The organism is Cellulomonas fimi (genome assembly GCF_028527925.1).
Taxonomy (GTDB): Bacteria; Actinomycetota; Actinomycetes; order Actinomycetales; family Cellulomonadaceae; genus Cellulomonas; species Cellulomonas fimi_C.
Map to the genome: position 1 here is coordinate 13041 of NZ_JAPESW010000007.1, position 26397 is coordinate 39437.

Here is a 26397-nt window from a genome sequence, read left to right on the forward strand (position 1 = left end):
CGTCACCGCCGGGGTCGTCCGCGAACCCTGCTCCGCGTGGCATTCTTAGGCAAGTGAACAAAGTTAGTCAACGTGCGTGTCGCCGCTGGGGCCCCTCGTACCCGGATCGTTATGGTGAGCGCGCAGGGGAGACGCGAGAGAGGGCGGTGCCGTGAGCAGCCTCCAGTCGGGCCTGGGCGCCGCGCACGCGAGCAGTCGCGCCGCGATCCTGGACCTCATCCGCGCGGCCGGGACCATCAGCCGCGTCGAGCTCACGCGCGCCACCGGGTTCACCGCCGCCACGATCTCGACCGTCGTGCGCCGGCTCATCGACGACGGGCTCGTCCTCGAGGTCGGGCGCGCCGAGTCCACCGGCGGCAAGCCGCGCATGCTCCTGGAGCTCGACCCGTACGCGCGGTTCGCCGTCGGCGTGCACCTCGACCACGCGGGCATCACCTACGTCATCGCCAACCTCGGCGGCGCGATCGTCGCGCGCTGGCGGCGGCCCGGCGCGGGCGCGGACGACCCGCGCGAGGTCGTCGCCCGGATCGCCGCCGAGATCCGCACGACCGTCGCGCGCGTCGGCGTCGACCCCGAGCGCGTGCTCGGCCTCGGCGTCGTCTCGCCCGGCCCCATCACCGCGTCGACGGGCATGACGCTCACACCGCCCGTCATGCAGGCGTGGACCGAGTTCCCGCTCGCCGCCGCGCTCGAGGACGCCGTCGGGCTCCCCGTCCTGCTCGACAACGACGCGACCGCCGCCGCGATCGGCGAGTACTGGTCCGGCGGGATCACCGCGTCCGCGTTCGCCGCGCTCTACATGGGCACCGGCATCGGCTCCGGGATCATCGTCGACGGCACCGTCTTCCGCGGGGCCAGCTCCAACGCGGGCGAGGTCGGGCACATCTGCGTCGACCTCGACGGGCCCGAGTGCTGGTGCGGGAGCCGCGGCTGCGTCGAGGCGCTCGCGGGCCCGGGCGCCGTCGTCGCCGCCGCGCGCGCCGCCGGCATCGAGCTGTCCGGACGCACCGTCGCCGAGGACTTCGCGACGCTCGCCCGCGCCGCGAGCCGTGGGGAGGAGGCGCCCCTGCGGGTCATCGAGCGGTCGGCCCGCTACCTCGGCGTCGCCGCGCAGACCCTCGCGAACGTGCTCGACCTCGAGCTCGTCGTGCTCACCGGACCCGCGTTCGCCATGGCCGGGTCGCTGTACGTGCCCGAGGTCGAGGTGCGGCTCGCGCAGTCGTTCTTCGCGCGCGGGAACCACACCGTGCGCGTCGTCATCTCGTCGAACGCCCCCGAGGCCGCCGCCGTGGGCGCCGCCGCCCTCGTGCTGCAGAGCGAGCTCACGCCGCGGCAGGCGGGCATGCGCATGACCGTCGACCGGTCGCTCGAGGTGCCCACGGGCGCCTGAGGTGCGCGCCGGACGCGGTGCCGTCGCGGTGCGGCGTGCTTCGCTCAGCCGGCGAGGCGCTCCAGCCCCGCGAGCGGGATCGGCAGCCACGTCGGGCGGTTCCGCGACTCGTAGACGGCCTCGTAGAGCGTCTTGTCGAGCTCGAGCGCGCGCAGCAGCACCGCGCGACCGTCCGCGTCGGCGTCGACGGGCTGCGCGACCGCGGCACGCGCGTACCCGTCGAGCAGGGCCGCGCGCGCCGCGTCGGTCCACGACTGGGCCGCGTCGCCGGTCAGACCGGCGACCGCCGCCACGTAGTCGAGCGACCGCAGCATGCCCGCCACGTCGCGCAGCGCGAGGTCCGGTCGGGTCCGGGCGGCCAGCGGGGCCAGCGGCTCGCCCTCGAAGTCGGTGACGAACCAGCGCGCGCCCGACCGCAGGACCTGGCCCAGGTGCAGGTCGCCGTGCACGCGCTGCCGTGGCGGGGCGACGGGGAGGGCGCGGACCTGCGCGACGACCGCCTCGACGCCCGGCGCGAACCGGGTGAGCTGCGGGACGGCGGACACGGCCCACGCGAACCGGTTGGCGACCGCGGCCGCGACCTGCTCGGGCCCGTCCTCGGGGGCCGTCGAGCCGTCGGTGCCGAACGCGCGGACCAGGTCGGCGTGCACGCCCGCCACGACCGCACCCAGGTCGCGGGCCAGGTCGTCGAACGGCTCGCCGCGCCGCGCGACGTCGCACGCGAGCTCGAACCCGTCCTGCGCCTGCGGGACGAACGCGCTCATCGCGCCGAGGTAGCCCTCGACGGTCGCCCCCGACGCGTCCGGCCACCGTGCCTGCAGCCACGCGAGCGGCGCCGGCACGTCGGCCGAGCCGACGTCGACGAGGCGACGCGGCACGTCGACGTCGGGGTTCTCGCCCGCGGCGACCGCGCGCAGGACCTTGAGGATCGCTGCCGGGGCGGGTGCGTCGGGGGCCGTGCGGAGGACGACCGAGGTGTTCGACTGCTCGCCCGAGACCGCACGGGCCGTCGCCGGGTCGACCTGCGCCCCCGGGCCGTCCGCGGCCGCGAGCCACGCGGCCACGAACGCGGGGTGCGCGGCACCGTCGAGCACGGCGCGGCCGTCGACGTGGCCGACGACGTCCGTCGAGCCGGGCCCCGTCGCGTCGGATGCGTCGTCGCCGCCCGTCGCGGGTGCGAGGACGAGCGGGACCTGCAGGACGGCGTCGATCGAGCCGGCCTTCGCGCGCACCAGCAGCACGCGCACGTCGTCGGCGAGCGCGAGGCCGCCGAGCAGCGCGAGCTCGGCCTGCGTGCCCTTCGCGGGGAACCACCGACGGCCGGGGAGCCAGTCGCGCACCGCGTCGAGCAGCGCGACGTCGAGGTCGTCGGGCGGGGTCACGACGAGCGTCATCACACCCCCGCACGGCCGCGTCGGTCGTCGGCACCCGCGTACGCGTCGCCGGCAGCGCCGGGGACGTCGGCCGGCGGGTCGAGCTCGAGCCAGTAGAAGTCGCGCGAGCCGAGCGTGAACAGCGCGGTGCCGTCGTCGCGGACGGCCGGGAACGACGCCCCGCCGAACACGTCGCGCATCGTCCAGCCGACGCGGTCGGGCATCTTCACCGTCGCCGAGCGGGCCGTCGACGCCATGTTCGCGACGACGAGGATCGTCTGGTCCTCGGTCTCGCGCAGGAACGTGAGGACGGACTCGTTGTCCGACGGCACGACGGTGAACTCGCCCTTGCCGAGCGCCGGGTAGCGGCGGCGGACCGTGAGCATGCCGCGCACCCAGTGCAGCAGCGACGTCGGCTGGGCGAGCTGCGCCTCGACGTTCGTGTGGCTGTAGTGGTGCACGAGCGACTGCACCAGCGGGAGGTAGAGCTTGCCGGGGTCGGCCGTCGAGAAGCCCGCGTTGCGGTCCGGGGTCCACTGCATCGGCGTGCGCACCGCGTCGCGGTCCGGCAGCCAGATGTTGTCGCCCATGCCGATCTCGTCGCCGTAGTACAGGCACGGGCTGCCCGGCAGGGACAGCAGCAGCGCGTGCGCGAGCTCGATCTCCTTGCGCGAGTTGTCGAGCAGGGGAGCGAGCCGGCGGCGGATCCCGACGTTCGCGCGCATGCGCGAGTCCGGCGCGTACCAGCCGTACATCGACGCGCGCTCCTCGGTCGACACCATCTCGAGCGTGAGCTCGTCGTGGTTGCGCAGGAACGTCGACCACTGCGCGCCCTTCGGGATGGGCGGCGTGTCCGCGAGGATGTCGACGATCGGCGTCGCCCGCTGGTCGCGCAGCGAGTAGTAGATGCGCGGCATCACCGGGAAGTGGAAGCACATGTGGCACTCGGGCTCGTCCTCGGTGCCGAAGTAGTGCACGACGTCCTCGGGCCACTGGTTCGCCTCGGCCAGCATGATGCGGCCCGGGAACTCCTCGTCGATCATGCGCCGCAGGTCGCGCAGGAAGCCGTGGGTCTCCGGGAGGTTCTCGCAGTTCGTGCCCTCGGCCTCGAACAGGTACGGCACCGCGTCGAGACGGAACCCGTCGACGCCGATCCGGAGCCAGAACCGGGCGACGTCCATCATCGCCTCGACCACGCGCGGGTTCTCGAAGTTGAGGTCCGGCTGGTGGCTGAAGAACCGGTGCCAGAAGTACTGCCGGCGCACGGGGTCGAAGGTCCAGTTCGACGTCTCGGTGTCGACGAAGATGATGCGCGCGTCCTGGTAGCGCGTGTTGTCGTCGCTCCACACGTAGAAGTCGCCGTACGGGCCCTCGGGGTCCGACCGGGACGCCTGGAACCACGGGTGCTGGTCGCTCGTGTGGTTCATGACGAGGTCGATGACCAGGCGCATCCCGCGCGCGTGCGCCTCGGCGATGAGCTCCTGGAAGTCGGCGACCGTGCCGTACTGCGCGGCGATCGCCGTGTAGTCCGCGACGTCGTACCCGCCGTCGCGCAGCGGCGACGGGTAGAACGGCGGCAGCCACAGGCAGTCGATCCCGAGCCACTGCAGGTAGTCCAGGCGCTCGATGAGGCCGCGCAGGTCACCGCTGCCCGCGCCCGACGAGTCGGAGAAGCAGCGGAGCATGACCTCGTAGAACACCGCGGTCCGGTACCAGTCCGGGTCGTCCGACAGGCCCGGGCGTGCCTCGGACGCGGCCGGGACGGCCGGCTGCCGCTTCTGCGGCAGCGCGGTGAGCATGATCTGCCCCGTGTTCGGCGCGGGCTCGCGCAGGCGCACGTCGGGGACGGGCGGGAGCGTCGTCACGCCTCCTCCAGGTGGATGACGTGCGCGGGACGGACGGCCGGGTCGAGGCGCACCCAGGGGTCGGCGCTCCACTCCCACGTCTCGCCGGTCAGCAGGTCGTGCGCGCGCAGCGGGCGGTCCGCCGGAAGGCCGAGCGCGGCGAGGTCGAGGTGCACGACGCCCTCGCGCGCGTTCCAGGTGTCGAGGTTGACGATCGTGACCACCGTGTCGGCGCGGCCCGTCGGGGAGTGCGCGGCGTCGAGGTGGCGCGAGTACGCGACGAGCGCGTCGTCCGTCGACGGGTGCACGACGAGGTTGCGCAGCTGCTGCAGCGCCGGGTGGGCACGGCGGACCGCGTTGAGGTTGCCGAGCAGCAGCGCGATGCCGAGCTCGTCCGCCGCGGCCCAGTCGCGCGGCTTGAGCTCGTACTTCTCGTTGTCGATCTGCTCGTCGACGCCCGGGCGCGGCACGTCCTCGACGAGCTCGTAGCCCGAGTAGATGCCCCACGTCGGCGAACCCGTCGCCGCGAGCACCGCGCGCACGGCGAAGCCGCGACCGCCCGTCGCCTGCAGGTACGGCGGGAGGATGTCGTGCGTCGTCGGCCAGAAGCTCGGCCGCATCCACGCGCCCTGCTCGCCCGAGACCTCCGCGAGGTACGTCTCGAGCTCCTCCTTCGTGTTCCGCCACGTGAAGTACGTGTACGACTGGTGGAACCCGATCTTGGCGAGCGTCTGCATCATCGCCGGACGCGTGAACGCCTCCGACAGGAAGATCACCTCGGGGTGGTCCTTCCGCACGTCGGCGAGCAGCCACGCCCAGAAGTCGAGCGGCTTGGTGTGCGGGTTGTCGACGCGGAACAGCGTCACGCCGTGGTCGATCCACACCTGGATGACACGCCGGACCTCGTGGTAGATGCCCGCGGGGTCGTTGTCGAAGTTCAGCGGGTAGATGTCCTGGTACTTCTTCGGCGGGTTCTCCGCGTACGCGATCGACCCGTCGGCGCGCGTCGTGAACCACTCGGGGTGGTCCTTGACCCACGGGTGGTCCGGCGAGCACTGCAGCGCGACGTCGAGCGCGACCTCGAGGCCGAGCTCGCGGGCGCGCGCGACGAACGCGTCGAAGTCGTCGAACGTGCCGAGGCTCGGCTCGATCGCGTCGTGCCCGCCCGCCTCCGAGCCGATCGCGTACGGCGAGCCCGGGTCGCCCGGCTGCGCGTCGAGCGAGTTGTTGCGGCCCTTGCGGTACGTCGTGCCGATGGGGTGGATCGGCGTCAGGTAGACGACGTCGAAGCCCATGCCCGCGATGCGCGGCAGGTCCTCGGCGGCGGTGCGCAGCGTCCCCGACCGCCACTCGCCCGTGACCGGGTCCTGCGTCGCGCCGTGCGAGCGCGGGAAGATCTCGTACCACGCGCCGGCCAGCGCGAGCGGCCGCTCGACGCGCAGCGGGTACGCGCGCGACGACGTGACGAGCTCGCGGAACGGGTGCGCGGCGAGCGCGTCGCGGACGGCGTGCGACAGGCCGGCGGCGAGCCGGTCGGCCGGCGTCCGGGACGTGTCGCGGAGCCCGGCGACCGCGTCGCGCAGGACCTGGGCCGCCTCCTCGGGGAGCTCGGTCGACGGGCGCGCCGCGGCGCGCTCCAGCAGGCGTGCGCCCTCCGTCAGCATGAGCTCGACGTCGATGCCCGCCGCGACCTTGATCGTGGCGTCGTGCGCCCACGTCGCGAACGGGTCGGACCAGCCCTCGACGCGGAACGTCCACTCGCCCGTGCGGTCCGGGACCAGGCGCGCCTCGAAGCGGTCGAGGCCGGGCGCGATGTCGACCATCGGGGCACGCGCGTGCTCGGCACCGTCCGGGTCCATCAGGATCGCCGTCGCGGCCACCGCGTCGTGCCCCTCGCGGAACACCGTCGCGCGGATCGGCACGGCCTCGCCCACGGTCGCCTTGGCGGGGAAGCGGCCCTCCTCGGCGACGGGGGACACGTCGACCACCGGGATGCGGCCGATCGGGCCGTCGGGGGCGACCCACGGCTGCGCCGCGGGAGCACCACCGTTGGGCGCGGCGCCGGGTGCGTCGCCCGGGCTCGCCCTGGTCGCGGCGCGCGGGGCGGCTGCCGTCGGGGTGCCGGTCGTCGCGGCGTCCGGTGCCGAGGACTCGACCTGGGCGGTGGTCGCGGGGTGGGTGGGCTCGGTCGCGGCGGCGGTACGGGCGCGGGCTCGCGAGCGTGCCGGCGTCGTGGGTGCCGCCGTGCTGACCTGCGCCGCCGCGGAGGCGGCGCGCCGGCCGCGCTTCGGAGGCTCGACGGGGGTGGCGGACGCGGCCGGTGAACAGGCACCCGCCCAGGAACGTCCCCTCGAGCGCGCGGTGCCCGTGCACACCGCCGCCGCCGAAGCCCGACGCCTCGCCGACCGCCCACAGGCCGGGGAGCACGTCGCCGTCGGGCCGCAGCACGCGCCCTTCGAGGTCCGTGTGGAGCCCGCCGAGCGTCTTGCGCGTGAGCACCGACAGGCGGACCGCGAGGAGCGGGCCGTGCGCGGGGTCGAGCAGGCGGTGCGGCTTGGCGACGCGGATGACCTTGTCGACGACGTACCGGCGGGCCATCGCCGTCGCGACGACCTGCAGGTCCTTGCCGAGGCCGGACTCCACCTGGCGGTCGCGCTCGACGATCGTGCGCTCGAGGCGCTCGGCGTCGATCCGGTCGGTGCCCGTGAGCGCGTTCATGCGGCGTGCGAGCTCGGCGGGCGTGTCCGCCCAGAGGAACTCCTCGGACTCGTGCGCGAACGTCTCGACCGGCCCGACCGCGCCCGGCAGCACGCGCTGGAGGAGCTGCGGGACGCTCTTGCCGGTGAGGTCGGGGTTCTGCTCGGACCCGGACAGCGCGAACTCCGAGCCGAGGATCGTCTTGTCGAGCACGAACCACGAGTGGTCGTCGCCGCGGGACGTGATGTGCCGGAGCGCGCCCAGGGAGTCGAAGCCGGGGAACAGCGGCACGGGCAGGCGGTTGCCGTCGGCGTCGAGCCACAGCGACGACGGGCCTGGCAGGATGCGGATGCCGTGCCGGCTCCACACCGGCGAGTGGTTCGTGATGCCCTCGGGGTAGTGCCACGCGCGGTCGGGATGCACGACGGCGCCGCCCGCGTCCCGCGCCGCGGCGACGCCCGAGCCGTCGACGTGGTCGGGCACGCCCGACAGCATCCGCTCGGGGAGCCGGCCCGCGTGCTCGGGCCACGTCGCGCGGACGAGTCCGTGGTTCGCGCCGATGCCGCCCGTCGCGACGACGACCGCGGCCGCGTCGAGCTCGAAGGGGCGCGCGACCTCGCGCGAGCTCGGCACCGCCCGGGCGACGCCGTCGTCGACGAGCACGTCGCCGCGCACGCCCGTGACGCGGCCGTCGGTCGTGACGAACGACGTCACGCGATGGCGGAAGCGCACGTCGACGCGGCCGTCCTTGCGCGCGTCGAGGAGCGTCCGGACGAACGGCTCGAGGATGCCCGGGCCGGTGCCCCACGTGACGTGGAAGCGGGGGACCGTGTTGCCGTGCCCGCCCGCGGTGTACCCGCCGCGCTCCGCCCACTGCACGAGCGGGAACCAGCGCACACCCTGCGCGTGCAGCCACGGCCGCAGGTCGCCCGCCGCGAAGTCGACGAACCCCTCCGCCCACGCGCGGCCCCACCGGTCGGAGCCGTCGTCGGCGAACTCCGCGGAGCCCAGCCAGTCGGCGAGCGCGAGCTCGGCCGAGTCCTTGATCCCCAGTCGCCGCTGCTCGGGCGAGTCGACGAGGAAGAGCCCGCCGAACGACCAGAACGCCTGCCCGCCCAGGCTCGCGGGGTTCTCGGCGTCGAGGAGGACGACGCGGCGGCCCGCGGCGAGGAGCTCGGCGGTGGCGACCAGGCCCGCGAGGCCCGCGCCGACGACCACGACGTCGTGGGAGTGCGTCATGTCGCGACGGTACACGGCTGGACGGGCGTCCAGAAGGCCGTCACTCCGTGCGGTCGAGGACGTACACCCGCATGCTCAGCGGCTCCAGGACGGTGGACTCGCCCGGCTCCGCGTGCAGGCTGCCCGCGATCGCCTCGGCCCGCTCGTCGCCCGGACGCTCCCACACCGAGTCCCACGCGAGCCGCCACCGGCCGCCGTGCTCGTCCGCGAGGACCACGGTCACCGAGTCGAGCGCGCCGTTCACGACGAGCATGACGGTGTCGTCGTCGGGCGGGGGAGCCGTGCGCACCATCTGGAGCGTGCGCACCGACGGGTCGTGCCAGCGTGCGTGGTCGAACGGGGTGCCGAGCGCGTCGTACCAGGCGAGGTCGGGGCGTCGGTCGGGCAGCAGCGGCCGGCCCGAGTAGAACCGCTCCGCGCGCAGCGCCGGGTGCTCGCGCCGCAGCAGCAGCAGCCAGCGGGCCGTCGCGAGCAGGTCCTTGCGCCACGGCGCGAGGTCCCACCTCACCCACGACGTCTCGTTGTCCTGGCAGTACGCGTTGTTGTTGCCCTGCTGCGTGCGGCCCAGCTCGTCGCCCGCGGTGATCATCGGGGTGCCAGCCGCGAGCACGAGCGTCGCGAGCAGGTTGCGGATCGAGCGGCGGCGCAGCGGCACGATGTCCGCGCCCGGCCCCTCGACGTGGACCGGTCCCTCGAGCCCGTGGTTCCAGGACCGGTTGTCGTCGGTGCCGTCGCGGTTCTGCTCGCCGTTCGCCGCGTTGTGCTTGTGGTCGTACGCCACCAGGTCCGCGAGCGTGAAGCCGTCGTGCGCCGTCACGTAGTTCACCGACGCGGCCGGCCCGCGCATGAGCGGGGGGTCCGTGTGGCCGAACAGGTCGACCGAGCCCGCGAGGCGCGTCGCGAGGTCGCGGACGCGGTGACCGGGCAGGCCGTGCGCGGCGCGCGCCGGGTCGGCCAGCCAGAACGACCGCGTCGCGTTGCGGAACCGGTCGTTCCACTCGGCGAAGGGCGGCGGGAACTGCCCGGTGCGCCAGCCGCCCGGGCCGACGTCCCACGGCTCGGCGACGAGCTTGAGGCCGTGCAGGCTCGGGTCGACCTGCGCCGCGACGAGCAGCGGGTGGTCGGGCGTGAAGCCGTCCGCGTCGCGGCCCAGCGTCACCGCGAGGTCGAACCGGAAGCCGTCGACGCCGACGACGTCCGCCCAGTAGCGCAGCGAGTCGAGCGTCATGCCGACGACCGCCGGGCGGCGGAAGTCGAGCGTGTTGCCGGTGCCCGTGACGTCCGCGAGCCGCGCGGGCACGCCGCCGTCGTGCGCGTAGTAGAGCGTCGGGTCGAGCCCGCGCCACGACAGGTGCTGACCCGGCAGGCCGCCCTCGCACGTGTGGTTGTAGACGACGTCGAGCAGCACCTCGAGCCCGGCCTCGTGCAGGTCGTGCACCGCGCGGCGGACCTCCTGCAGCACCGCGTCCGGCCCGAGCGCGCGCGCCTCCTTGGTCGCGTACGCCGCGTGCGGCGCGAAGAAGCCGAGCGTCGAGTAGCCCCAGTAGTTCGTGAGGCCCTTCTCGACGAGGTGCGGCTCCGACGAGAAGGCGTGGATCGGCAGCAGCTCGACCGCGGTCACCCCGAGCCCCAGCAGGTGGTCGACGACCGCCGGGTGCGCGAGCCCCGCGTACGTGCCGCGCAGCTCGGCGGGGAGCGCGTCGTGCAGCGCGGTGAGCCCCTTGACGTGCGCCTCGTAGACGACCGTGCGCGACCACGGCGTCCACGGGCGGTTCGCCGCCGGGTCCGGGCCGGGCAGGTCGCGCGTGTCGACGACCACCGAGAACGGCACGTGACCCGCGGAGTCGCGGTGGTCGGCGGGACCGTACGGGTCGCCGTGCAGCTCGGCGTCGACGACGTGCCCGTACGTCTGCGGGACGTGCTCGACGTCGCCGACCAGCCCGCGCGCGTACGGGTCGACCAGCAGCTTGCGCGGGTTGTAGCGCAGGCCCGCCGACGGGTTCCACGGCCCGTGCGCCCGGAACCCGTAGCGCTGCCCCGGGCGGATGCCCGGCACCGACGCCGAGAACACGCCGTGCACCGGGCCGGACAGCGTGATCCGGCGCTCCGTCAGCGTCCCCTCGACACCGTCGAACAGGCAGAGCTCGACCGCGGTCGCGTGCGACGCGAGCACCGCGACGTCGACCCCCTCGTCGGTCACGTGGACACCGAGCCGGGGCGGCCGTCGGGACGGGGCGGTCGCACTCACACCCGTCATTGTGCTGGACGGACGTGACGCCCGTGCGTCGTGCGTGCTTCGGGGTGGCGTCACGCGTCGCCCGTCCGCCGGCCTTCCGCTCCTCGACACGGCGGACCGGGGCGGGTGTCGCGGGCGGTAACGTCTCCGCCGTGAGGATCGTCGTCTGCGTCAAGCACGTCCCGGACATCCAGTCGGAGCGGGCCCTCGGCCCCGACGGTCGCGTGGTGCGCGACGGCGGGGACGGCACGCTCAACGAGCTGGACGAGAACGCCCTCGAGGCGGCGCTCGCGCTCGTCGAGTCCCTCGGTGAGGGGTCCGTCGTGGCCCTGACCGTCGGCCCGGACGACGCCGCCGACGCGGTGCGCAAGGGCCTGCAGATGGGCGCCGACGAGGCCGTGCACGTCGTCGACGACGCGATCGCCGGGTCCGACGCGATCGGCACCGCACGCGTGCTCGCCGCCGCCGTCCAGCACCTCGCCGCGCAGGAGCCCGTCGACCTCGTCGTCACCGGCATGGCGGGCCTCGACGGCCTCACGTCGCTGCTGCCGACGGCCCTCGCGACGCTGCTCGACCTGCCCGCGCTCCCGCTGGGCGCCGAGCTCACGGTCGACGCCGCGGCCCGCACCGTGCGCGTGCGCCGCAACCTCGACCACGCGACCGAGGTCCTCGAGGCCCCGCTGCCCGCCGTCGTGTCCGTAACTGACCAGGCCAACGAGCCGCGTTACCCGAACTTCAAGGGCATCATTGCCGCCCGCAAGAAGCCGATCGCGACGCTCACGCTCGCGGACCTCGGTCTCGACGCGTCGGACGTCGGCGCCGCGGGTGCCCGCACCCAGGTCGTGTCCGCCGCCGCCCGACCCGCGCGCGAGGACCGCGTGCTCGTCACCGACGACGGGGAGGCCGGCGTGAAGCTCGCGCGCTACCTCGTCGAGCACAAGCTCGTCTGAGCCCCCCGTCCGTACCGCCCGGACGCCCGGGCTCCTCGCACCACCCGAGAATCGAGAACGCCGTGACCGGAACGACAGCGCCCGTCCTCGTCCTGCTCGACCACACGCCCGAGGGCGCGCTGCGCAGCCCCGTCCGTGAGATCGCGACGCTCGCCGCGTCCCTCGCGGGCGGTGCCGGCGTGCACGGCGTGTGGCCGGCCGACACCGAGCCGTCGGCCGACGTCCTCGCCGAGCTCGGCACGCTCGGCGTCACGCAGGTGCACCGCGTCGTCGCCGACGCCGACCTGCACCTGTCGGCCGTCCTGGCCGAGTCGCTCGGCTCGCTCGTCGCGGCGACCGGGGCCGGCCTCGTGCTGCTCGTGTCGTCGTTCGAGAACAAGGAGGCCGCGGCGCGCCTCGCGGTCGCCACCGGTGCCGGGGTCGTCACCGACGCCGACGGGCTCGCGGTCGAGGACGGCCGCTACGTCGCGTCCAAGACCGTCTTCGCCGGCACCTGGAACACGCGCTGCGCGGTCACCGCGCCCCTCGCCGTCGTCACCGTCAAGGCGAACTCCGTCGTCGTCGACGCGTCCGCGACCGGGGGAGCGCCCGCGGTCGTCGAGCACGCCGTGACGGCCTCCGAGGGGGCGCGCCGCGTGACGCTCGTCGAGCGCACCGAGCGGCCCACCAGCGGGCGGCCCGACCTGGGCAGCGCGCACGTCGTCGTCGTCGGCGGGCGCGGCACCGAGGGTGACTTCAGCCCCGTCGAGGAGCTCGCCGACGTCCTCGGCGGTGCCGTCGGCGCCACCCGCGTCGCGACCGACGAGGGCTGGATCGGCCACGACGCGCAGATCGGCCAGACCGGCGTCACCGTCTCGCCCCGCCTCTACATCGGCGCGGGCGTCTCCGGGGCCGTGCACCACCGCGGCGGCATGCAGGCGTCGGGCACGATCGTCGCGATCAACTCCGACGCCGACGCGCCCATCTTCGAGATCGCCGACTTCGGCGTCGTGGGCGACCTGTTCACGGTCCTCCCGCAGGCCGCGGCGGAGCTCCGCCGCCTGAAGTCCGAGGGCTGAGCCGGAGCGCGGCGGAGGTCGGGGGTGCGCAGCGGCGCCCGCCCGCAGCGGGGCGCAGGGTCGGCCCGACCACGAGGTTCCGCGGGCTGAGCGTCAGAGGCGCGCGGCCGCCACGGCCGACGCGACCTCTCGGGGCAGGAGCTCCCAGATGACGAACGGCGCTCGGTCGTCGAGCGCCAGCAGCGTCCCGTCGACCGTCCGCGCGGCTGCGCCACCCTCGGCCAGGACGGCGGCGAGCAGCTCCCGGTCCGCGTCGGCACCCGCCGTGGCGGCCCGGTCGTCGGGCTGTCCCGGCGTCGTGCCGACGCGGACGAGCCCGACGTCCGACCAGTCGGGCTCCCTGCTGTGGTTCTTCGCCACGGACCATCGCTCGGGGCGTCCGGTGCGCGGGTGACGAGCCGCGGGCAGGTCCGAGAGCTCGCCCGCGCGCCCGTCGGCCGCGAGGAGCTCGACCAGGACGAAGTCGCTGAACCGGTCGTGCTCGACGCCCACGACGCGGAGCAGCGCGCGCCGCTCGTCCTCGACGGGCAGCGCGAGCACGTCGCCCGGCACCAGGTCGGTGCGGTACTTCCACTCGCGGCGCACGGGGCGCGGCTCGGGCTGCGGCCCGACGAGCTGCGCGCGGAGCCGGGCGAGCGCGGTCGCGCGCCGGCGCCGGTCGCCCGGATCGGCGTCCGCCCACGCGTCGAGATCGGCACCGCTGTCGATCAGGTGGAGGGCGCGGCCGCGGGTCGTCTCGCTGAGCCGACCGCTGCGGCTCTGCGTCGCGGCGAGCGCGAGCCAGACGGTCGACGGGACGCTGCCCTCCTCGTCACGGAACTCCTCGAGGACGCGCTGCTCGGCCTCGTCGTCCGGGACACCGTCGCCGAGCAGGTCGCGATAGACGTCACGGACGTCGCACGCCTCGTCGTTCGCGAAGATCCCGGCTCCCCAGGTGCCCATGGCCGGGATCATGGCACCCCGGGAACCTGACGGATGTCAGGAGAGGTCGCGGAGCCAGCGGAGGGCGGCGACGCCCTGCGCGGCCTGGAAGCGGCGCAGGTTCGGGATGCCCGGGGGCGGCGGCTGGAGCGACGAGGCGACGAAGTAGCCGGACAGGCCGGCGAGGACGGCACGCAGGTCGTCGTCGGTGACGCCCTCGCTCACGGCGGACGCGCGGAAGACGGTGTGCGGGTCGCCGCCGCCCTGCAGCGACACGCTCGGCAGCATGAACGCCCAGTCGAGCCACGGGGCGCCGATCGCGGCGTGCGGCCAGTCGATGAGCCACACGCGGTGCTGGTCGTCGATCATGACGTTGTCGGCGCGCAGGTCGCCGTGCACGAGCGCGTCGCCCGCGCAGACCCGCAGGGCCTCCTGCTCCCACAGCACGAGCTTCTCGTGGTGGTCCCGCGCCCACTGGCCCAGGTCGCCGGCCCGGGCGACGACGCCCTCGCGGGTGGCCTCGTCGAGGTCGACGAGCCGGCGCCAGCCGGTGAAGTCCTCGGCGAGCACGTCGTCGATGCGCGGCAGATCGTGACCGGGAAGCGGCTCGACGTCCGCAAGCGCTCCCACGGCGTCCGCGACGGCGGCCAGGTCGGCGGCCCGCCAGGGCAGCTCGGGGGAGCGGCCGTGCACGACCTGGAAGCCGAGGATCACCCAGTCGCCGTCGTCGTCGGACCACAGCATGCGGGGCGCGGACACCTGCGTCGGCAGCGAGGCGGCGACGCGGATCTCCGCGCGTGCGAGGTACGGCGAGACCGGGTTCTGCTCGCCGGAGACGGCCTTGACGAACACGCCCCGGCCGTCGGCGAGCTCGAGGACGGCGGCGAAGCCGGGGCTGAACCCGCTGGTCGCGCTGATCTCGGCGGTCACCTGGGAGCCGGCGAGGGCGCTGATGCGCTCGCGGACGTGCCGGGGCAGGTCACGCCAGTCCAGCCGCTGGCCGCTGAACGCGGGCGGCAGGGCGATGACCTCGTCGGCACTCACGGCGCACATCCTGCCAGGCCGCGCCAGGGGCTCCGAGGGTGAGACCACGCACCGGGCCGTCCTCCCGTGCACGGTGACGGCGCGGGAGTGGCGTGCGGCCGTTCGTAGACTGGTGCGGATGACTGCGTACCTCGACCACGCGGCGACCACGCCGATGCTCCCGGAGGCCGCGCGCGTGCTCACCGAGCAGCTCGCGCGCCCGGGCAACCCGTCGTCGCTGCACGGGTCCGGGCGGGCGGCGCGACGCGTCGTCGAGGAGGCCCGGGAGACGGCGGCGGCGGCGCTCGGGGCGCGCCCGAGCGAGGTCGTCTGGACGTCGGGCGGGACCGAGGCGGACAACCTCGCGGTCAAGGGGCTCTTCTGGGCGCGGCGCACGCAGGACCCGGCGCGGCGGCGGATCCTCGTGTCGGCGGTCGAGCACCACGCGGTGCTGGACCCGGCGTTCTGGATGGCGGAGCACGCGGGCGCCGAGCTCGTCCTGCTCCCGGTCGACGCCGACGGCGTGGTGGACGTCGACGCGCTGCGCGACGAGCTCGACCAGAACGGCGCGCAGGCGGCGCTGCTCTCGGTCATGTGGGCGAACAACGAGGTCGGCGCGCTGCAGCCGCTCGACGACGTCGTCGCGCTCGCGCGGCGCCACGGGGTCCCGGTGCACGCCGACGCGGTGCAGGCCGTCGGGCAGGTGCCGGTCGACTTCGCGGCGTCGGGCCTCGACGCGATGACCGTCTCGGGGCACAAGCTCGGCGGGCCCGGCGGGGTCGGGGCGCTGCTCGCGCGGCGCGGGCTCGACCTCACGCCCGTGCTGCACGGCGGCGGGCAGGAGCGCGGCGTCCGGTCGGGCACGCTCGCGGCACCGCTGATCGCGTCGTTCGCGGCGGCGCTCGACGAGGCCGTGCGCGAGCGACCGGCGTACGCGGCACGCGTGGGCGCGCTGCGCGACCGGCTCGTCGCGGGCGTGCGGGCCGCCGTGCCGGACGCGGTCCTGCGCGGTCCGGCCGACACCGGCCGGCGCCTGCCCGCGAACGCGCACTTCACGTTCCCCGGCTGCGAGGGCGACTCGCTGCTGTACCTGCTCGACTCCGCGGGGGTCGAGGCGTCCACCGGGTCGGCGTGCCAGGCGGGCGTGCCGCGGCCGAGCCACGTGCTGCTCGCGATGGGGGTCGACGAGGACGACGCGCGCGGCGCGCTGCGGTTCTCGCTCGGGCACACGTCGACCGACGCGGACGTCGCGGCGCTGCACGCGGCCCTCCCGGCGGTCGTCGAGCGCGCGCGGGCCGCGGGGCTCGCCGGTCGGGGGAGCACCCCGGCGGTGATGGCCTGATGCGCGTGCTGGCCGCCCTGTCCGGCGGCGTCGACTCCGCGGTCGCGGCCGCGCGCGCGGTCGACGCCGGGCACGACGTCGTCGGCGTGCACATGGCGCTGTCCCGCACGCGCGACCAGTTCCGCACCGGCTCGCGCGGGTGCTGCTCGATCGAGGACGCGGGCGACGCGCGCCGGGCCGCGGACGTCCTCGGCATCCCGTACTACGTGTGGGACCTGTCCGAGCGGTTCGAGGACACCGTCGTCGCCGACTTCCTCAGCGAGTACGAGGCAGGCCGCACCCCCAACCCGTGCGTCCGGTGCAACGAGCACATCAAGTTCGCGGCGCTGCTCGACAAGGCCCTCGCGCTCGGCTTCGACGCCGTCTGCACCGGGCACTACGCGCGCATCGAGGTCGGCGACGACGGCACGCGCGAGCTGCACCGCGCGCGCGACGCCGCGAAGGACCAGTCGTACGTGCTCGCCGTGATGGGGCCCGAGCGGCTCGCGCGGTCGCTGTTCCCGCTCGGCGACGTCGCGTCCAAGGAGGCGACGCGCGCCGAGGCCGCCGCGCGGGGGCTGTCGGTGTCGGCCAAGCCGGACTCCTACGACATCTGCTTCGTCGCCGACGGCGACACCCAGGGCTTCCTGCGCGACCGGCTCGGGTCCCGTGAGGGCGAGATCGTCGACACGTCCGGCGCGGTCGTCGGGCGGCACGACGGCGCGTACGCGTACACCGTCGGGCAGCGCAAGGGGCTCGCGCTGGGACGGCCGGCGCCCGACGGGAAGCCGCGGTACGTGCTGTCCGTCGAGCCGGTGCGGAACCGGGTCGTCGTGGGCTCGGCCGAGGAGCTGGCCGTCGGGACGGTGGACGCCGACCGTGCGGTGTGGTTCGACGCGCCCGGACGTGCGCCGTTCGCGTGCGAGGTGCAGGTGCGTGCGCACGGGGTGCCGGTGCCTGCGGTCGGGACGGCGACACCGGAGGGCACGCTGCGCGTCGACGTGGACGCGAGCGCGGGCCTGCGCGGCGTGGCACCGGGGCAGTCGCTCGTCGTGTACGACGGCACGCGCGTGCTGGGGCAGGCGACCGTGACGGGCACGCGCCGGCCGGCGTCGGCGGGCCCAGCGCTCGGCACGGTCGCCGCGGGCGTGCGCCGGTGAGCGGCCGTCCCGGGGTCAGCGGCACGGGGCCCTGGCCGGGCACGGACGCCCTCGAGGCGCAGTCGACGGTCGTCGGCGACCTCGTCGAGGCCCCGTCCGAGGTGCAGGGCCTGCCGTTCACGGTGCTGCTGCCCGCACGCGGGCCGTGGGGCGACCGGGCCGGTCACGCGGCGGCGGTGCTCGAGGAGCTGCCCACCGAGCTCGGGCCGCACGGGTGGAAGCTCGCCGACCGGCCCGGAGGCGACCTCGCCCGGGCGCGCGCGTTCGTCCGCGAGGACCTCGACGCGCTCGCGGTCGCCGCGCACGGGTACACCGGACCGCTCGTGGTGCCCGTCGCCGGCCCGCTGACGCTCGCCGCGAGCCTCTACCTCGCGCGCGGCGACCGTGTGCTGTCCGACGCCGGCGCGGTCCGCGAGCTCGCGGAGTCGCTCGCGCTCGGTGCGGGCCAGCACGTCGCCGCCGTCCGGCGCGTCGTGCCCGGTGCCGAGGTCACCGTGCTGCTGCACGAGCCGCTGCTCGCGCAGGTCGTCGCGGGCGTCCTGCCGACGTTCTCCGGGTACGCGGCGCTGCGCGCGGTGCGCGGGCCCGTCGCGGCCGAGCGGGTCGGGACCGTCGCGGCCGGCGTGCGGGCCGCCGGGGCCTCCGCCGTGGCGGTGCACGGCGGGACGGCCTGGGCGGCGGTGCCCGCGATCCGTGCGGCGGGGGTCGACGGGCTCGCGCTCGCGGTCGGCGGGATCGGCGAGCAGGGCTGGGAGCGGGTCGCGGAGGCCGTGGAGGGCGGGCTGCGGCTGTGGGCCGAGCTCCCTCCGCAGGCGTCGTCGCAGTGCGCAGGACCCGACGTCGTCGGGCAGGCGGACGTGCTCACGCGGCCGTGGCGGTCCGTCGGGCTGCCGCAGGCGGGGCTCACGGACGTGGTGCTGCTGGCCGGCGAGGCGCCCGGGCGGTCGTCGCCCGACGACGCGCGCGCGGCCCTGGCCGGGCTCGTGCGGGCCGGCCGGATCGTGGCGGAACGAGCGGAGGCATGAGCGAGGCGATGACCGGACCGACGAACGAGCCGCTGAGCACGGGCCCCACCCCGCGGCGGCCGCTGCTGCACTCACGCCGCCAGGCCCTCGGGGTGCTGGTCGCGACCGGCGCCGCGATCGTGGGCATCGTCGTGCTCGTGGTGCTCTGGTCGTCCGTCGGGGCGCGGACCCTGGAGGCGTCGGCCGCGGGCGGCGAGCCGTGCCTCGAGGCGTACGCGGCGGACGACGCCGGCGCCGAGGTGTCGTACGGGGCGATGCCCCCGCAGGCGGTCTGCTCGTGGGAGGTCGACGGCGAGCGGCAGGAGGTCGTCGTCACGGCGGCGCCCACGGCGCTCGCGGTGACCGCGACGGTGCTGGCCGTCGGGGGCGTGATCGGCGCGGTGGCGCTGCTCGTCGTGCCGCGGGTGCGCGACGCGCGCTGACGGGTCCTGGCGGCGCGTGTCGGCGGTCGGCGCGATGATGTGCGGGTGACCGACGCCGCCGACGACGCCCTCGCGACCGCGCCCGACCAGGAGATCCCCGCCGATGCCCGGCACCGGTGGACCGAGCTCGCGGAGCGCATCGACGCCGACCAGTTCGCCTACTACGTGCTCGACGCACCGCCGTCGTCGGACGCCGACTACGACGCCCGCATGCGTGAGCTCCAGTCGCTCGAGGAGCAGTACCCGGGGCTGCTGACGCCGGACTCGCCGACGCAGCGCGTGGGCGGCACGTTCTCGACGGACTTCGCGACGGTCGACCACGTCGAGCGCATGCTGTCGCTCGACAACGCGTTCTCCGACGAGGACGTCGCCGCGTGGGCGGACCGCGCGCTGCGCGACCTGGGCGGCGCGACCCCGCACTACCTGTGCGAGCTCAAGATCGACGGCCTCGCGATCGCGCTGCTGTACGAGAAGGGCCGACTGGTGCGGGCCGCGACGCGCGGCGACGGTCGGACGGGCGAGGTCGTGACGCTCAACGTCCGGACGATCTCCTCGATCCCCGACGTGCTCGCGGGCGACCCGTCGACGCACCCCGACCTCATCGAGATCCGCGGCGAGGTGTTCCTGCCGGTCGAGGCGTTCGAGCGGCTCAACGAGGCGCAGGTCGCCGCGGGCAAGCCGCCGTTCGCCAACCCGCGCAACGCCGCGGCGGGCTCGCTGCGGCAGAAGGACCCGCGCGTGACGGCGACGCGCCCGCTCGGGATGTACGCGCACGGCATCGGCGCGCTGCGGTGGGGGTCCGGTGGTGGTCCCGGGATCACGCGGCAGTCGCAGGTGTACGACCTGCTGGCGTCGTGGGGGGTCCCGACGTCGTCCCACACGCGCGTGGTCGACGACCTCGACGGTGTGCGGGAGATGATCGCGTACTACGGCGAGCACCGGCACGACGTCGAGCACGAGATCGACGGCATCGTCGTCAAGGTCGACGAGATCGACCTGCAGCGCCGCCTGGGCTCGACGAGCCGCGCGCCGCGCTGGGCGATCGCCTACAAGTACCCGCCCGAGGAGGTCGTGACGCGGCTGCTCGCGATCGAGGTCGGCATCGGCCGGACGGGGCGCGCGACGCCGTTCGCCGTCATGGAGCCGGTGTTCGTGTCGGGCAGCACCGTGCGGCAGGCGACGCTGCACAACCAGGACGTCGTCAAGGCCAAGGGCGTCAAGGTCGGTGACATGGTCGTGCTGCGCAAGGCGGGCGACGTCATCCCCGAGATCGTCGGCCCGGCGCCCGCGGCTCCCGACGACACCGTCGAGCGCATCGAGTGGCAGATGCCCACGGACTGCCCGGTGTGCGGCACGCCGCTGCGCCCGATGCGTGAGGGCGACGTCGACCTGCGCTGCCCGAACGCGGAGTCGTGCCCGGCGCAGGTGCTGGGCCGTGTCGAGCACATCGGCTCGCGCGGCGCGTTCGACATCGAGGCGCTCGGCGAGGTCACGGCCGCCGCGCTCACGCAGCCCGTCGTGCCCGAGGTGCCGCCGCTGCGCACCGAGGCCGACCTGTTTGGGCTGGTCGGGTGGAAGCGCGATGCGCCGGCGGATGTGCGAGAGGAGATCCGGACGGCCAGCCTGGAGAAGCTGGCGCAGATCGAGGTCGTCGTGCGTGATCCCGAGACGGGCCTGCCGCGCGAGGACGAGGATGGCAACGTGCGTCGCCGCGCGCCGTTCCGCCGGCAGCTCACCTGGACCAAGGCGGAGCGGGCACGGGCCGAGGCTGAGGGCCGGACGCTCGACGCGTGGGAGCCGTCCGCCGCCGCGCGCACGCTGCTCGACGAGCTCGACCTCGCGAAGGAGAAGGAGCTCTGGCGCGTGCTCGTCGCGCTGAGCATCCGCAACGTCGGGCCGACGGCTGCGCGGGCGCTCGCCCAGGAGTTCCGCTCGATGAAGCAGCTGCGGGCGGTCGTCGAGGGCGACCCCGCCGTCGCGGCCGAGCGGCTGTCGGGCGTCGAGGGCGTCGGACCGACGATCGTGCAGTCGCTCGTCGACTGGTTCGCGGAGCCCTGGCACGCCGCGATCGTCGACGCGTGGCGCGACGCGGGCGTGCGCATGGAGGACGCGGCGGCCGAGGGCGTGACGCGCACGCTCGAGGTCACCGACGAGAGCGGGACCGTGCGGGGCCTGACGGTCGTCGTCACCGGCGGGCTCGAGCGGTTCAGCCGCGACGAGGCGAAGGAGGCGATCCTGTCCCGCGGCGGGAAGGCGTCGGGCAGCGTCTCGAAGAAGACCGACTTCGTCGTCGTCGGGGAGAACGCGGGCAGCAAGGAGACCAAGGCGCGCGAGCTCGGGCTGCGGATCCTCGACGAGGCCGGCTTCGAGGCGCTGCTGGCCGGCGGTCCCGACGCGGTCCCCGCGCCCGCCGGGGACGACGGCGACGCGGCGGCGCGCGACGGCGCGGACACGGGCGACGCCGTGGCGGACGACGGTGCGCGCGGGGGTGACGCGTGAAGGTCGCCGTCGACACCGGGCCCGTCGTCCGGCGCGCGACACCCGAGGACGTCGACGACGCCGGCGCGCTGACGGCCGAGGCGTACGTGGCCGACGGGCTGCTGCGCGACGAGGACGACTACACGGCCGAGCTGCGCGACGCGCGTCGCCGGGCGCGCGAGGCGATCCTGCTGGTCGCGGCGGTGCCACGCGCACCCCGCGGCGAGGACGCCCCCGCGAGCTCCGGCGACGTCGTCGTGGGGACCGTGACGCTCGCGCCCTACGGCACGTCGTACGCCGAGGTCGCCGAGCCCGGCGAGCTCGAGATCCGGATGCTCGCGGTCGCGCCCGAGGCGCGCGGACGCGGCGTCGCGGAGGCGCTCATGACGCACGCGCTGCGGCACGCCGTCGCCGAGGGTGCGCGCCGGGTCGTGCTGTCGACGAGCGACGCGATGCGCGCCGCGCAGCGGCTCTACGACCGGCTCGGGTTCGTGCACGACGAGCCGCGCGACTGGGACCATCACGGCCTGTGCGTGCGGGTGCGCACGTGGACTCCGCCGGACGCACCGGGTGCGGTGATCGAGGCCGCGACGTGGCCGCCGCTGCGCACGACCGTGACGTCGGACGGGTGGCGCGTGGGTGAGTCGGGCGGGCTGACCCGCCGCGCGAACAGCGCGCTGCCGCTGACGCGGGCCGCCGACCTCGGCGCGGCGGTCGACGAGGTCGAGGGGGTGTACCGCGCGGCGGGGCTGCCGTCGACGTTCCGGGTCGGCCCGACGACGGGCGGCCCGGCGCTGCACGACGCGCTGCTCGCGCGCGGGTACGTGGCGGTCTCGGGTGCCGACGTGCTGGTCCGTGACGTCGGCGGCCCGTCGGAGCACACGAGCGGCGGTGTCGACGTGCGGGTCGCGGCGCACCCGGACGACGCGTGGCTCGCCGCGTGGCTCGGCGTGAAGAGCGCGGGCGCCGACGTGGGGACCGCGCGCGCGATCCTCGACGGCTCGCCCGGGGTCTACCTGACCGCGCTCGACGGGGGTCGTCCGCTGGGCGTGATCCGGGCGGCGTTCGCGGAGGACTGGGTGGGCCTGTCATGCCTCGTCGTGGTGCCCGAGGCGCGGCGGCGCGGGCTCGCACGGACGCTCACGCTGCGGGCGCTGGACGCCGCCCGGACGCGTGGCGCTCGTCGCGCGTTCCTGCAGGTGGAGCCGCACAACACGGCGGCCGCGCGGCTGTACACGGGCCTCGGGTTCGCACCCGCGGACCGCTACCTGTACCTCGAGCGGGCGTTCGCGACCTCCTGAGCCTCACGAACACCACGCGGCACGGGGTCGCGAGCGCGCGTCAGCCGACGAGCGCGTCGATCGCCGTCGGTGACAGGACGTGCTCGGCGGCCATCGCGGCCGCGCCGAGCACGCCCGCGCGCACGCCGGTGCGGGTCGTGACGATCCGCAGGTGCTGCGTGGCGAGCGGGAGGGACCGGCGGTAGACGATCTCGCGGATCCCCGCGAGCAGGTGCTCACCGGCCTCGGCGACGATGCCGCCGACGACGATCATCGACGGGTTGAGCAGGCTCACGCACGCGGCGAGCACCTCGCCGATGTGCCGGCCCGCCTCGCGCACCTCGCGCCCGGCGGCGACGTCCCCGGCGCGGACGAGTGCGACGACGTCGGCGCTGCTGCCGGCGGCGAGCCCCTGCTCGCGCAGCGCCGTCGCGATCGCGGGCCCGGCGGCGACGGCCTCGAGGCAGCCGGTGTTGCCGCACCGGCAGGGCAGGTCCAGCCCGCCGGGGACCGCGATGTGGCCGAGGTCGCCCGCGGCGCCCTGCGCACCTCGGCGGATCTCGCCGTCGGAGATGATCCCGGCGCCGATGCCGGTCGCGACCTTGACGAACAGCAGGTGGTCGACCGTGCGCCACGCCGTGGCGTGCTCGCCGAGCGCCATGATGTTGACGTCGTTGTCGACGAGGACGGGCACGCCGAGCAGGCGCGTGAGGTGGCCGGGGACGTCGGCGTCGTCCCAGCCGGGCATGATCGGCGGGTTGATCGGGCGGCCCGTGGAGTGCTCGACCGGGCCGGGCAGGCCGACGCCGACGCTGACGAGGTCGTGCGGGTCGCGTCGGGCGCTCGCGAGCAGCTGCCGGCCGAGCTCGGCGACGCGGTCCAGCACGGGCGTCGGGCCGTCGGCGATGGCGATGGCCTCCCCGTGCTCGGCGAGGACGGTGCCCGCGAGGTCCGTGACCGCGAGGCGGGCGTGCGTGGCGCCGAGGTCGACGGCGAGGACGACGCGCGCCGCGGGGTTGAACGCGAACGTGGCGGGGGGCCGGCCTCCGGTCGAGGTGGCCTCGCCCGCGGGGGACACGAGGCCGGAGCCGAGGAGCGCGTCGACGCGCGCGGCGATGGTCGAGCGGGCCTGACCGGTGAGGGTGGCCAGGTCGGAGCGGGTGCGGGGCTGCCCGTCGCGGAGGAGCTGGAACATCTCGCCGACCCCGGTCGGACGTGGTGCGGTCCGGGTCAGCTCGTCCATGCGCACAGTGAACCATCCCGTCTTTCGTCGATCACGTTCGCATAACTGTGCCACGCCGCAGGCAACTTTTGCTTGACCATCGTCAAAAGTGCCCCTAGGTTCGCCGCATGGTCACCGACGACCGACAGACCGACCGACCGGGCGCCACCTCGCCCGACCGTCCGATCCTCCAGATGCGCGGCATCGTCAAGCAGTTCCCCGGTGCCCGCGCCCTCGACGGCGTGGACCTCGACGTCCGCGCGGGCGAGGTCCACTGCCTCCTCGGCCAGAACGGCGCCGGGAAGTCCACGCTCATCAAGGTGCTCGCGGGCGCGCACCAGCCCGACGACGGGGAGATCCTCGTCGACGGCGCGCCCGTCACCATCGCCAACCCCGTCGCGGGCCTGCGCCTCGGCGTCGCGACGATGTACCAGGAGCTCGACGTCGTCGACGGCCTCTCGGTCGCGGAGAACGTGTACCTGGGGCACGAGCTCGCGAGCGGCGGCTTCACGCAGCGCCGGGCCGCCACGCAGCGGACGCGTGAGGTCCTGCGCCGCCTGGGCCACGGCGACGTGTCCCCGCACCGCGAGGTCGGGTCGCTGCCGGCCGCGGGCAAGCAGATCGTCAGCATGGCGCGCGCGCTCTCGCACGACGCGCGCGTCATCGTCATGGACGAGCCGTCCGCGGTGCTCGACAGCGAGGAGGTCGCCAACCTCTTCCGCGTCGTGCGCGAGCTCACCGCGCAGGGCGTCGCCGTCGTGTACATCTCGCACCGGCTCGAGGAGATCCGGCAGATCGGCGACCGCATCACGGTGCTCAAGGACGGCCGCACGGTCGCGACGGGGCTGCCCGTCGCGAGCACGCCGACCGACGAGCTCATCCGCCTCATGACCGGCCGCACGGTCGAGTACGCGATCCCGCGCCGCCCGGCGGTCGCCGCCGACGCGCCCGTCGTGCTGTCCGTCGACGGGCTCACCGTGCGCGGCGAGTTCCAGGACGTCTCGTTCGACGTCCGCGCGGGCGAGGTGGTCGGGCTCGCGGGGCTCGTCGGGTCGGGCCGGTCGGAGGTGCTCGAGACCGTCTTCGGCGCCCGCCGCCCCACCGCCGGCACCGTCACCGTCGACGGGAAGCGGGTCCGCCCCGGGACGGTCGGCGCCGCGGTCCGCGCCGGCATCGGCCTGTGCCCCGAGGAGCGCAAGAGCCAGGGTCTGCTGCTCGACGAGCCCGTCTACCGCAACATCACGCTGTCCACGTTCGCCCGGACCGCCCGTGCCAGCTTCCTCGACGAGGTCACCGAGAAGCGCACCGCGCGCGAGCAGATCGAGGCGCTCGACCTGCGCCCGGCCGACCCCGAGCGCACCGCCCGCACCCTGTCCGGCGGCAACCAGCAGAAGGTGCTGCTCGCGCGCTGGCTCGTGCACGGCTGCCGGGTGCTGCTGCTCGACGAGCCCACGCGCGGCGTCGACGTCGGCGCACGCGCCGAGATCTACGGGATCGTCGCCGACCTGACCGCCCAGGGCGTCGCCGTCGTCGTCGTGTCCAGCGAGATCGAGGAGGTGCTCGGCCTGGCCGACCGCGTCCTCGTGCTGTCCGAAGGCAGGGTCGTGCACACCGGCCCCGCGTCCGAGATCGACGAGCACCGCGTGCTCGACCTCGTCATGGAAGGAAGTGCCGCGTGAGCGAGCAGGGAACCTCCGCCTCGGCCTCCGCGCGTGTCCCCGCGGCGGACGAGTCCGCGCGCATCGAGAAGACCGGCGGAGCGACCGCCGTCGACCGCCGCGCCCGCAACCCGCTCCGAGGTGCGGCAGGCCGCAACCTGGGCCTCGTCATCGCGCTCGTGCTGGTGTGCCTCGTCGGCGTCATCACCGCGGGGGAGCGGTTCGCGAGCATCGACAACCTCATGACGATCCTGCGGCTCGCCGCGGTGCTCGGCGTGATCTCGATCGGCATGACCTTCGTCATCACCGGCGGCGGCATCGACCTGTCCGTCGGGTCCGTCATCGGGCTGTCGTCCGTGTGGGCGTCGACCCTCGCGACGCAGACGATGGCGCAGAACTTCCACTGGTCCGTCATGGTGTTCACCGCGCTCGCCGTCGGCCTGGGCGCCGGCCTCGTCAACGGGGTGCTCATCGCGTACGGCAGGGTGGTCGCGTTCATCGCGACGCTCGCGATGATGGTCGCCGCCCGCGGGCTCGCCGAGATGATCGCGAACCGCCAGACGCAGGTCGTCCGGGTCCCCGCCTTCTCCGACGTCTTCCGCCTCCAGCCTCTCGGCGTGCCGATGCTCGTCTGGATCTTCGCGGTCGTCGCCGTCGTCGGCTGGGTCCTGCTCAACCGGACCACGTTCGGCCGCCGGACGGTCGCGGTCGGCGGCAACCCGGAGGCCGCACGCCTGGCCGGGATCAACGTCAAGCGTCACACGATGTACCTGTACGCGCTGGTGGGCCTCACCGCCGGCATCGGCGGCGTCATGTTCCTCGGCCGCACGACGGCCGGCTCGTCCACCAACGGCCTCTACTACGAGCTCGACGCCATCGCCGCCGTGGTCGTCGGCGGCACGCTCCTCGCGGGCGGCCGCGGCACGATCGTCGGCACCGTCCTCGGTGTCCTCATCTTCACGACGCTGCGGAACGTCTTCACGCAGAACAACCTGTCCATCTCCGCGCAGGCGGTCGCGATCGGCGTGATCATCGTCGCCGCCGTCATGCTGCAGCAGCGCATCGCGGAGCGGTCGCGCGCCGTCACGTAGACCCCGCTG

General features: G+C 75.1%; 18 protein-coding genes and 1 pseudogene. 11 read left to right on the forward strand and 8 right to left on the reverse strand.

Annotation, left to right across the window (positions count from 1 at the left end):
• Positions 1-151: 151 nt before the first annotated feature.
• Entirely contained in the window at positions 152-1390 is a 1239-nt protein-coding gene (locus tag OMK64_RS05070) for an ROK family transcriptional regulator (RefSeq protein ID WP_272726997.1), read from the forward strand.
• A 44-nt stretch (positions 1391-1434) separates the two neighbouring features.
• Here OMK64_RS05070 and OMK64_RS05075 read toward each other — a convergent pair whose 3' ends face one another.
• The 5 genes and pseudogenes from OMK64_RS05075 to glgX all read right to left on the reverse strand — a co-directional run bounded on the left by OMK64_RS05075 (position 1435) and on the right by glgX (position 10800).
• The gene (locus OMK64_RS05075; protein ID WP_272726998.1) at positions 1435-2784 is read right to left on the reverse strand and encodes a maltokinase N-terminal cap-like domain-containing protein; all 1350 of its coding nucleotides are present in this window, start codon (positions 2782-2784) and stop codon (positions 1435-1437) included.
• On the reverse strand, positions 2784-4562 hold the full coding sequence (gene treS, locus OMK64_RS05080) for a maltose alpha-D-glucosyltransferase (RefSeq protein ID WP_272727093.1): 1779 nt from the start codon (positions 4560-4562) through the stop codon (positions 2784-2786). The genes OMK64_RS05075 and treS overlap by 1 nt, the downstream gene beginning before the upstream one ends.
• Before the next feature lie 62 nt (positions 4563-4624).
• Positions 4625-6586: an alpha-1,4-glucan--maltose-1-phosphate maltosyltransferase gene (locus tag OMK64_RS05085; protein ID WP_374694059.1), complete on the reverse strand. Its 1962-nt coding sequence runs from the start codon at positions 6584-6586 to the stop codon at positions 4625-4627.
• A gap of 334 nt (positions 6587-6920) precedes the next feature.
• A pseudogene (locus OMK64_RS05090) lies at positions 6921-8543 on the reverse strand (FAD-binding dehydrogenase); the annotation flags it as partial.
• A gap of 40 nt (positions 8544-8583) precedes the next feature.
• Positions 8584-10800 carry a glycogen debranching protein GlgX gene (gene glgX, locus OMK64_RS05095; protein WP_272726999.1) on the reverse strand — a complete coding sequence of 739 codons (2217 nt, stop codon included), beginning with the start codon at positions 10798-10800 and terminating at the stop codon, positions 8584-8586.
• 131 nt (positions 10801-10931) lie between these two features.
• On the opposite strand from glgX, the gene OMK64_RS05100 reads away from it, so the two are divergent.
• Positions 10932-11729, forward strand: a complete 798-nt coding sequence (locus tag OMK64_RS05100; protein WP_272727000.1) for an electron transfer flavoprotein subunit beta/FixA family protein — start codon at positions 10932-10934, stop codon at positions 11727-11729.
• A 62-nt stretch (positions 11730-11791) separates the two neighbouring features.
• Positions 11792-12787, forward strand: a complete 996-nt coding sequence (locus OMK64_RS05105; RefSeq protein WP_272727001.1) for an electron transfer flavoprotein subunit alpha/FixB family protein — start codon at positions 11792-11794, stop codon at positions 12785-12787.
• Between the two features lie 93 nt (positions 12788-12880).
• On the opposite strand, the gene OMK64_RS05110 is transcribed toward OMK64_RS05105, so the two are convergent.
• Positions 12881-13729 carry a hypothetical protein gene (locus OMK64_RS05110; protein WP_272727002.1) on the reverse strand — a complete coding sequence of 283 codons (849 nt, stop codon included), beginning with the start codon at positions 13727-13729 and terminating at the stop codon, positions 12881-12883.
• A 36-nt stretch (positions 13730-13765) separates the two neighbouring features.
• Entirely contained in the window at positions 13766-14752 is a 987-nt protein-coding gene (locus tag OMK64_RS05115) for a phosphotransferase family protein (protein ID WP_272727003.1), read from the reverse strand.
• A gap of 118 nt (positions 14753-14870) precedes the next feature.
• Between OMK64_RS05115 and OMK64_RS05120 the strand changes: the two genes are divergently transcribed.
• From OMK64_RS05120 to OMK64_RS21020, 6 genes are read left to right on the forward strand one after another with little or no spacing between them, the layout of a single operon-like run.
• Positions 14871-16073 carry a cysteine desulfurase family protein gene (locus OMK64_RS05120; protein ID WP_272727004.1) on the forward strand — a complete coding sequence of 401 codons (1203 nt, stop codon included), beginning with the start codon at positions 14871-14873 and terminating at the stop codon, positions 16071-16073.
• Complete coding sequence (mnmA, locus tag OMK64_RS05125) at positions 16073-17212, forward strand: tRNA 2-thiouridine(34) synthase MnmA (RefSeq protein ID WP_272727005.1); 1140 nt, start codon at positions 16073-16075, stop codon at positions 17210-17212. Before OMK64_RS05120 ends, mnmA begins: the two co-directional genes overlap by 1 nt.
• On the forward strand, positions 17209-18237 hold the full coding sequence (locus tag OMK64_RS05130) for a uroporphyrinogen decarboxylase/cobalamine-independent methonine synthase family protein (RefSeq protein ID WP_272727006.1): 1029 nt from the start codon (positions 17209-17211) through the stop codon (positions 18235-18237). Before mnmA ends, OMK64_RS05130 begins: the two co-directional genes overlap by 4 nt.
• Positions 18234-18659, forward strand: a complete 426-nt coding sequence (locus OMK64_RS05135) for a hypothetical protein (RefSeq protein ID WP_272727007.1) — start codon at positions 18234-18236, stop codon at positions 18657-18659. The genes OMK64_RS05130 and OMK64_RS05135 overlap by 4 nt, the downstream gene beginning before the upstream one ends.
• 45 nt (positions 18660-18704) lie before the next feature.
• Positions 18705-21158, forward strand: a complete 2454-nt coding sequence (gene ligA, locus OMK64_RS05140) for an NAD-dependent DNA ligase LigA (RefSeq protein WP_272727008.1) — start codon at positions 18705-18707, stop codon at positions 21156-21158.
• A complete protein-coding gene (locus OMK64_RS21020; protein WP_272727009.1) occupies positions 21155-22438 on the forward strand; it encodes a GNAT family N-acetyltransferase in 1284 nt (427 codons plus the stop codon). Before ligA ends, OMK64_RS21020 begins: the two co-directional genes overlap by 4 nt.
• A gap of 40 nt (positions 22439-22478) precedes the next feature.
• Here the strand turns inward: OMK64_RS21020 and OMK64_RS05150 are convergent, their stop codons facing one another.
• Positions 22479-23660, reverse strand: coding sequence for an ROK family transcriptional regulator (locus OMK64_RS05150; RefSeq protein ID WP_272727010.1), 1182 nt, complete (start codon positions 23658-23660; stop codon positions 22479-22481).
• A 107-nt stretch (positions 23661-23767) separates the two neighbouring features.
• On the opposite strand from OMK64_RS05150, the gene OMK64_RS05155 reads away from it, so the two are divergent.
• A complete protein-coding gene (locus OMK64_RS05155) occupies positions 23768-25318 on the forward strand; it encodes a sugar ABC transporter ATP-binding protein (protein WP_272727011.1) in 1551 nt (516 codons plus the stop codon).
• A complete protein-coding gene (locus OMK64_RS05160) occupies positions 25315-26388 on the forward strand; it encodes an ABC transporter permease (RefSeq protein ID WP_272727012.1) in 1074 nt (357 codons plus the stop codon). The genes OMK64_RS05155 and OMK64_RS05160 overlap by 4 nt, the downstream gene beginning before the upstream one ends.
• Positions 26389-26397: the final 9 nt, after the last annotated feature.

What these genes read in the sequence shown, in the direction of transcription:
- glgX (WP_272726999.1), bottom strand. Translation starts at nt 10,800, where the DNA reads ATGACGGGTGTGAGTGCGACCGCCCCGTCCCGACGGCCGCCCCGGCTC.
- OMK64_RS05120 (WP_272727004.1), top strand. Translation starts at nt 14,871, where the DNA reads ATGACTGCGTACCTCGACCACGCGGCGACCACGCCGATGCTCCCGGAG.
- OMK64_RS05150 (WP_272727010.1), bottom strand. Translation starts at nt 23,660, where the DNA reads ATGGACGAGCTGACCCGGACCGCACCACGTCCGACCGGGGTCGGCGAG.
- OMK64_RS05075 (WP_272726998.1), bottom strand. Translation starts at nt 2,784, where the DNA reads ATGACGCTCGTCGTGACCCCGCCCGACGACCTCGACGTCGCGCTGCTC.
- OMK64_RS05110 (WP_272727002.1), bottom strand. Translation starts at nt 13,729, where the DNA reads ATGGGCACCTGGGGAGCCGGGATCTTCGCGAACGACGAGGCGTGCGAC.
- mnmA (WP_272727005.1), top strand. Translation starts at nt 16,073, where the DNA reads ATGCGCGTGCTGGCCGCCCTGTCCGGCGGCGTCGACTCCGCGGTCGCG.
- treS (WP_272727093.1), bottom strand. Translation starts at nt 4,562, where the DNA reads ATGCTCACCGCGCTGCCGCAGAAGCGGCAGCCGGCCGTCCCGGCCGCG.
- OMK64_RS05155 (WP_272727011.1), top strand. Translation starts at nt 23,768, where the DNA reads ATGGTCACCGACGACCGACAGACCGACCGACCGGGCGCCACCTCGCCC.
- OMK64_RS05135 (WP_272727007.1), top strand. Translation starts at nt 18,234, where the DNA reads ATGAGCGAGGCGATGACCGGACCGACGAACGAGCCGCTGAGCACGGGC.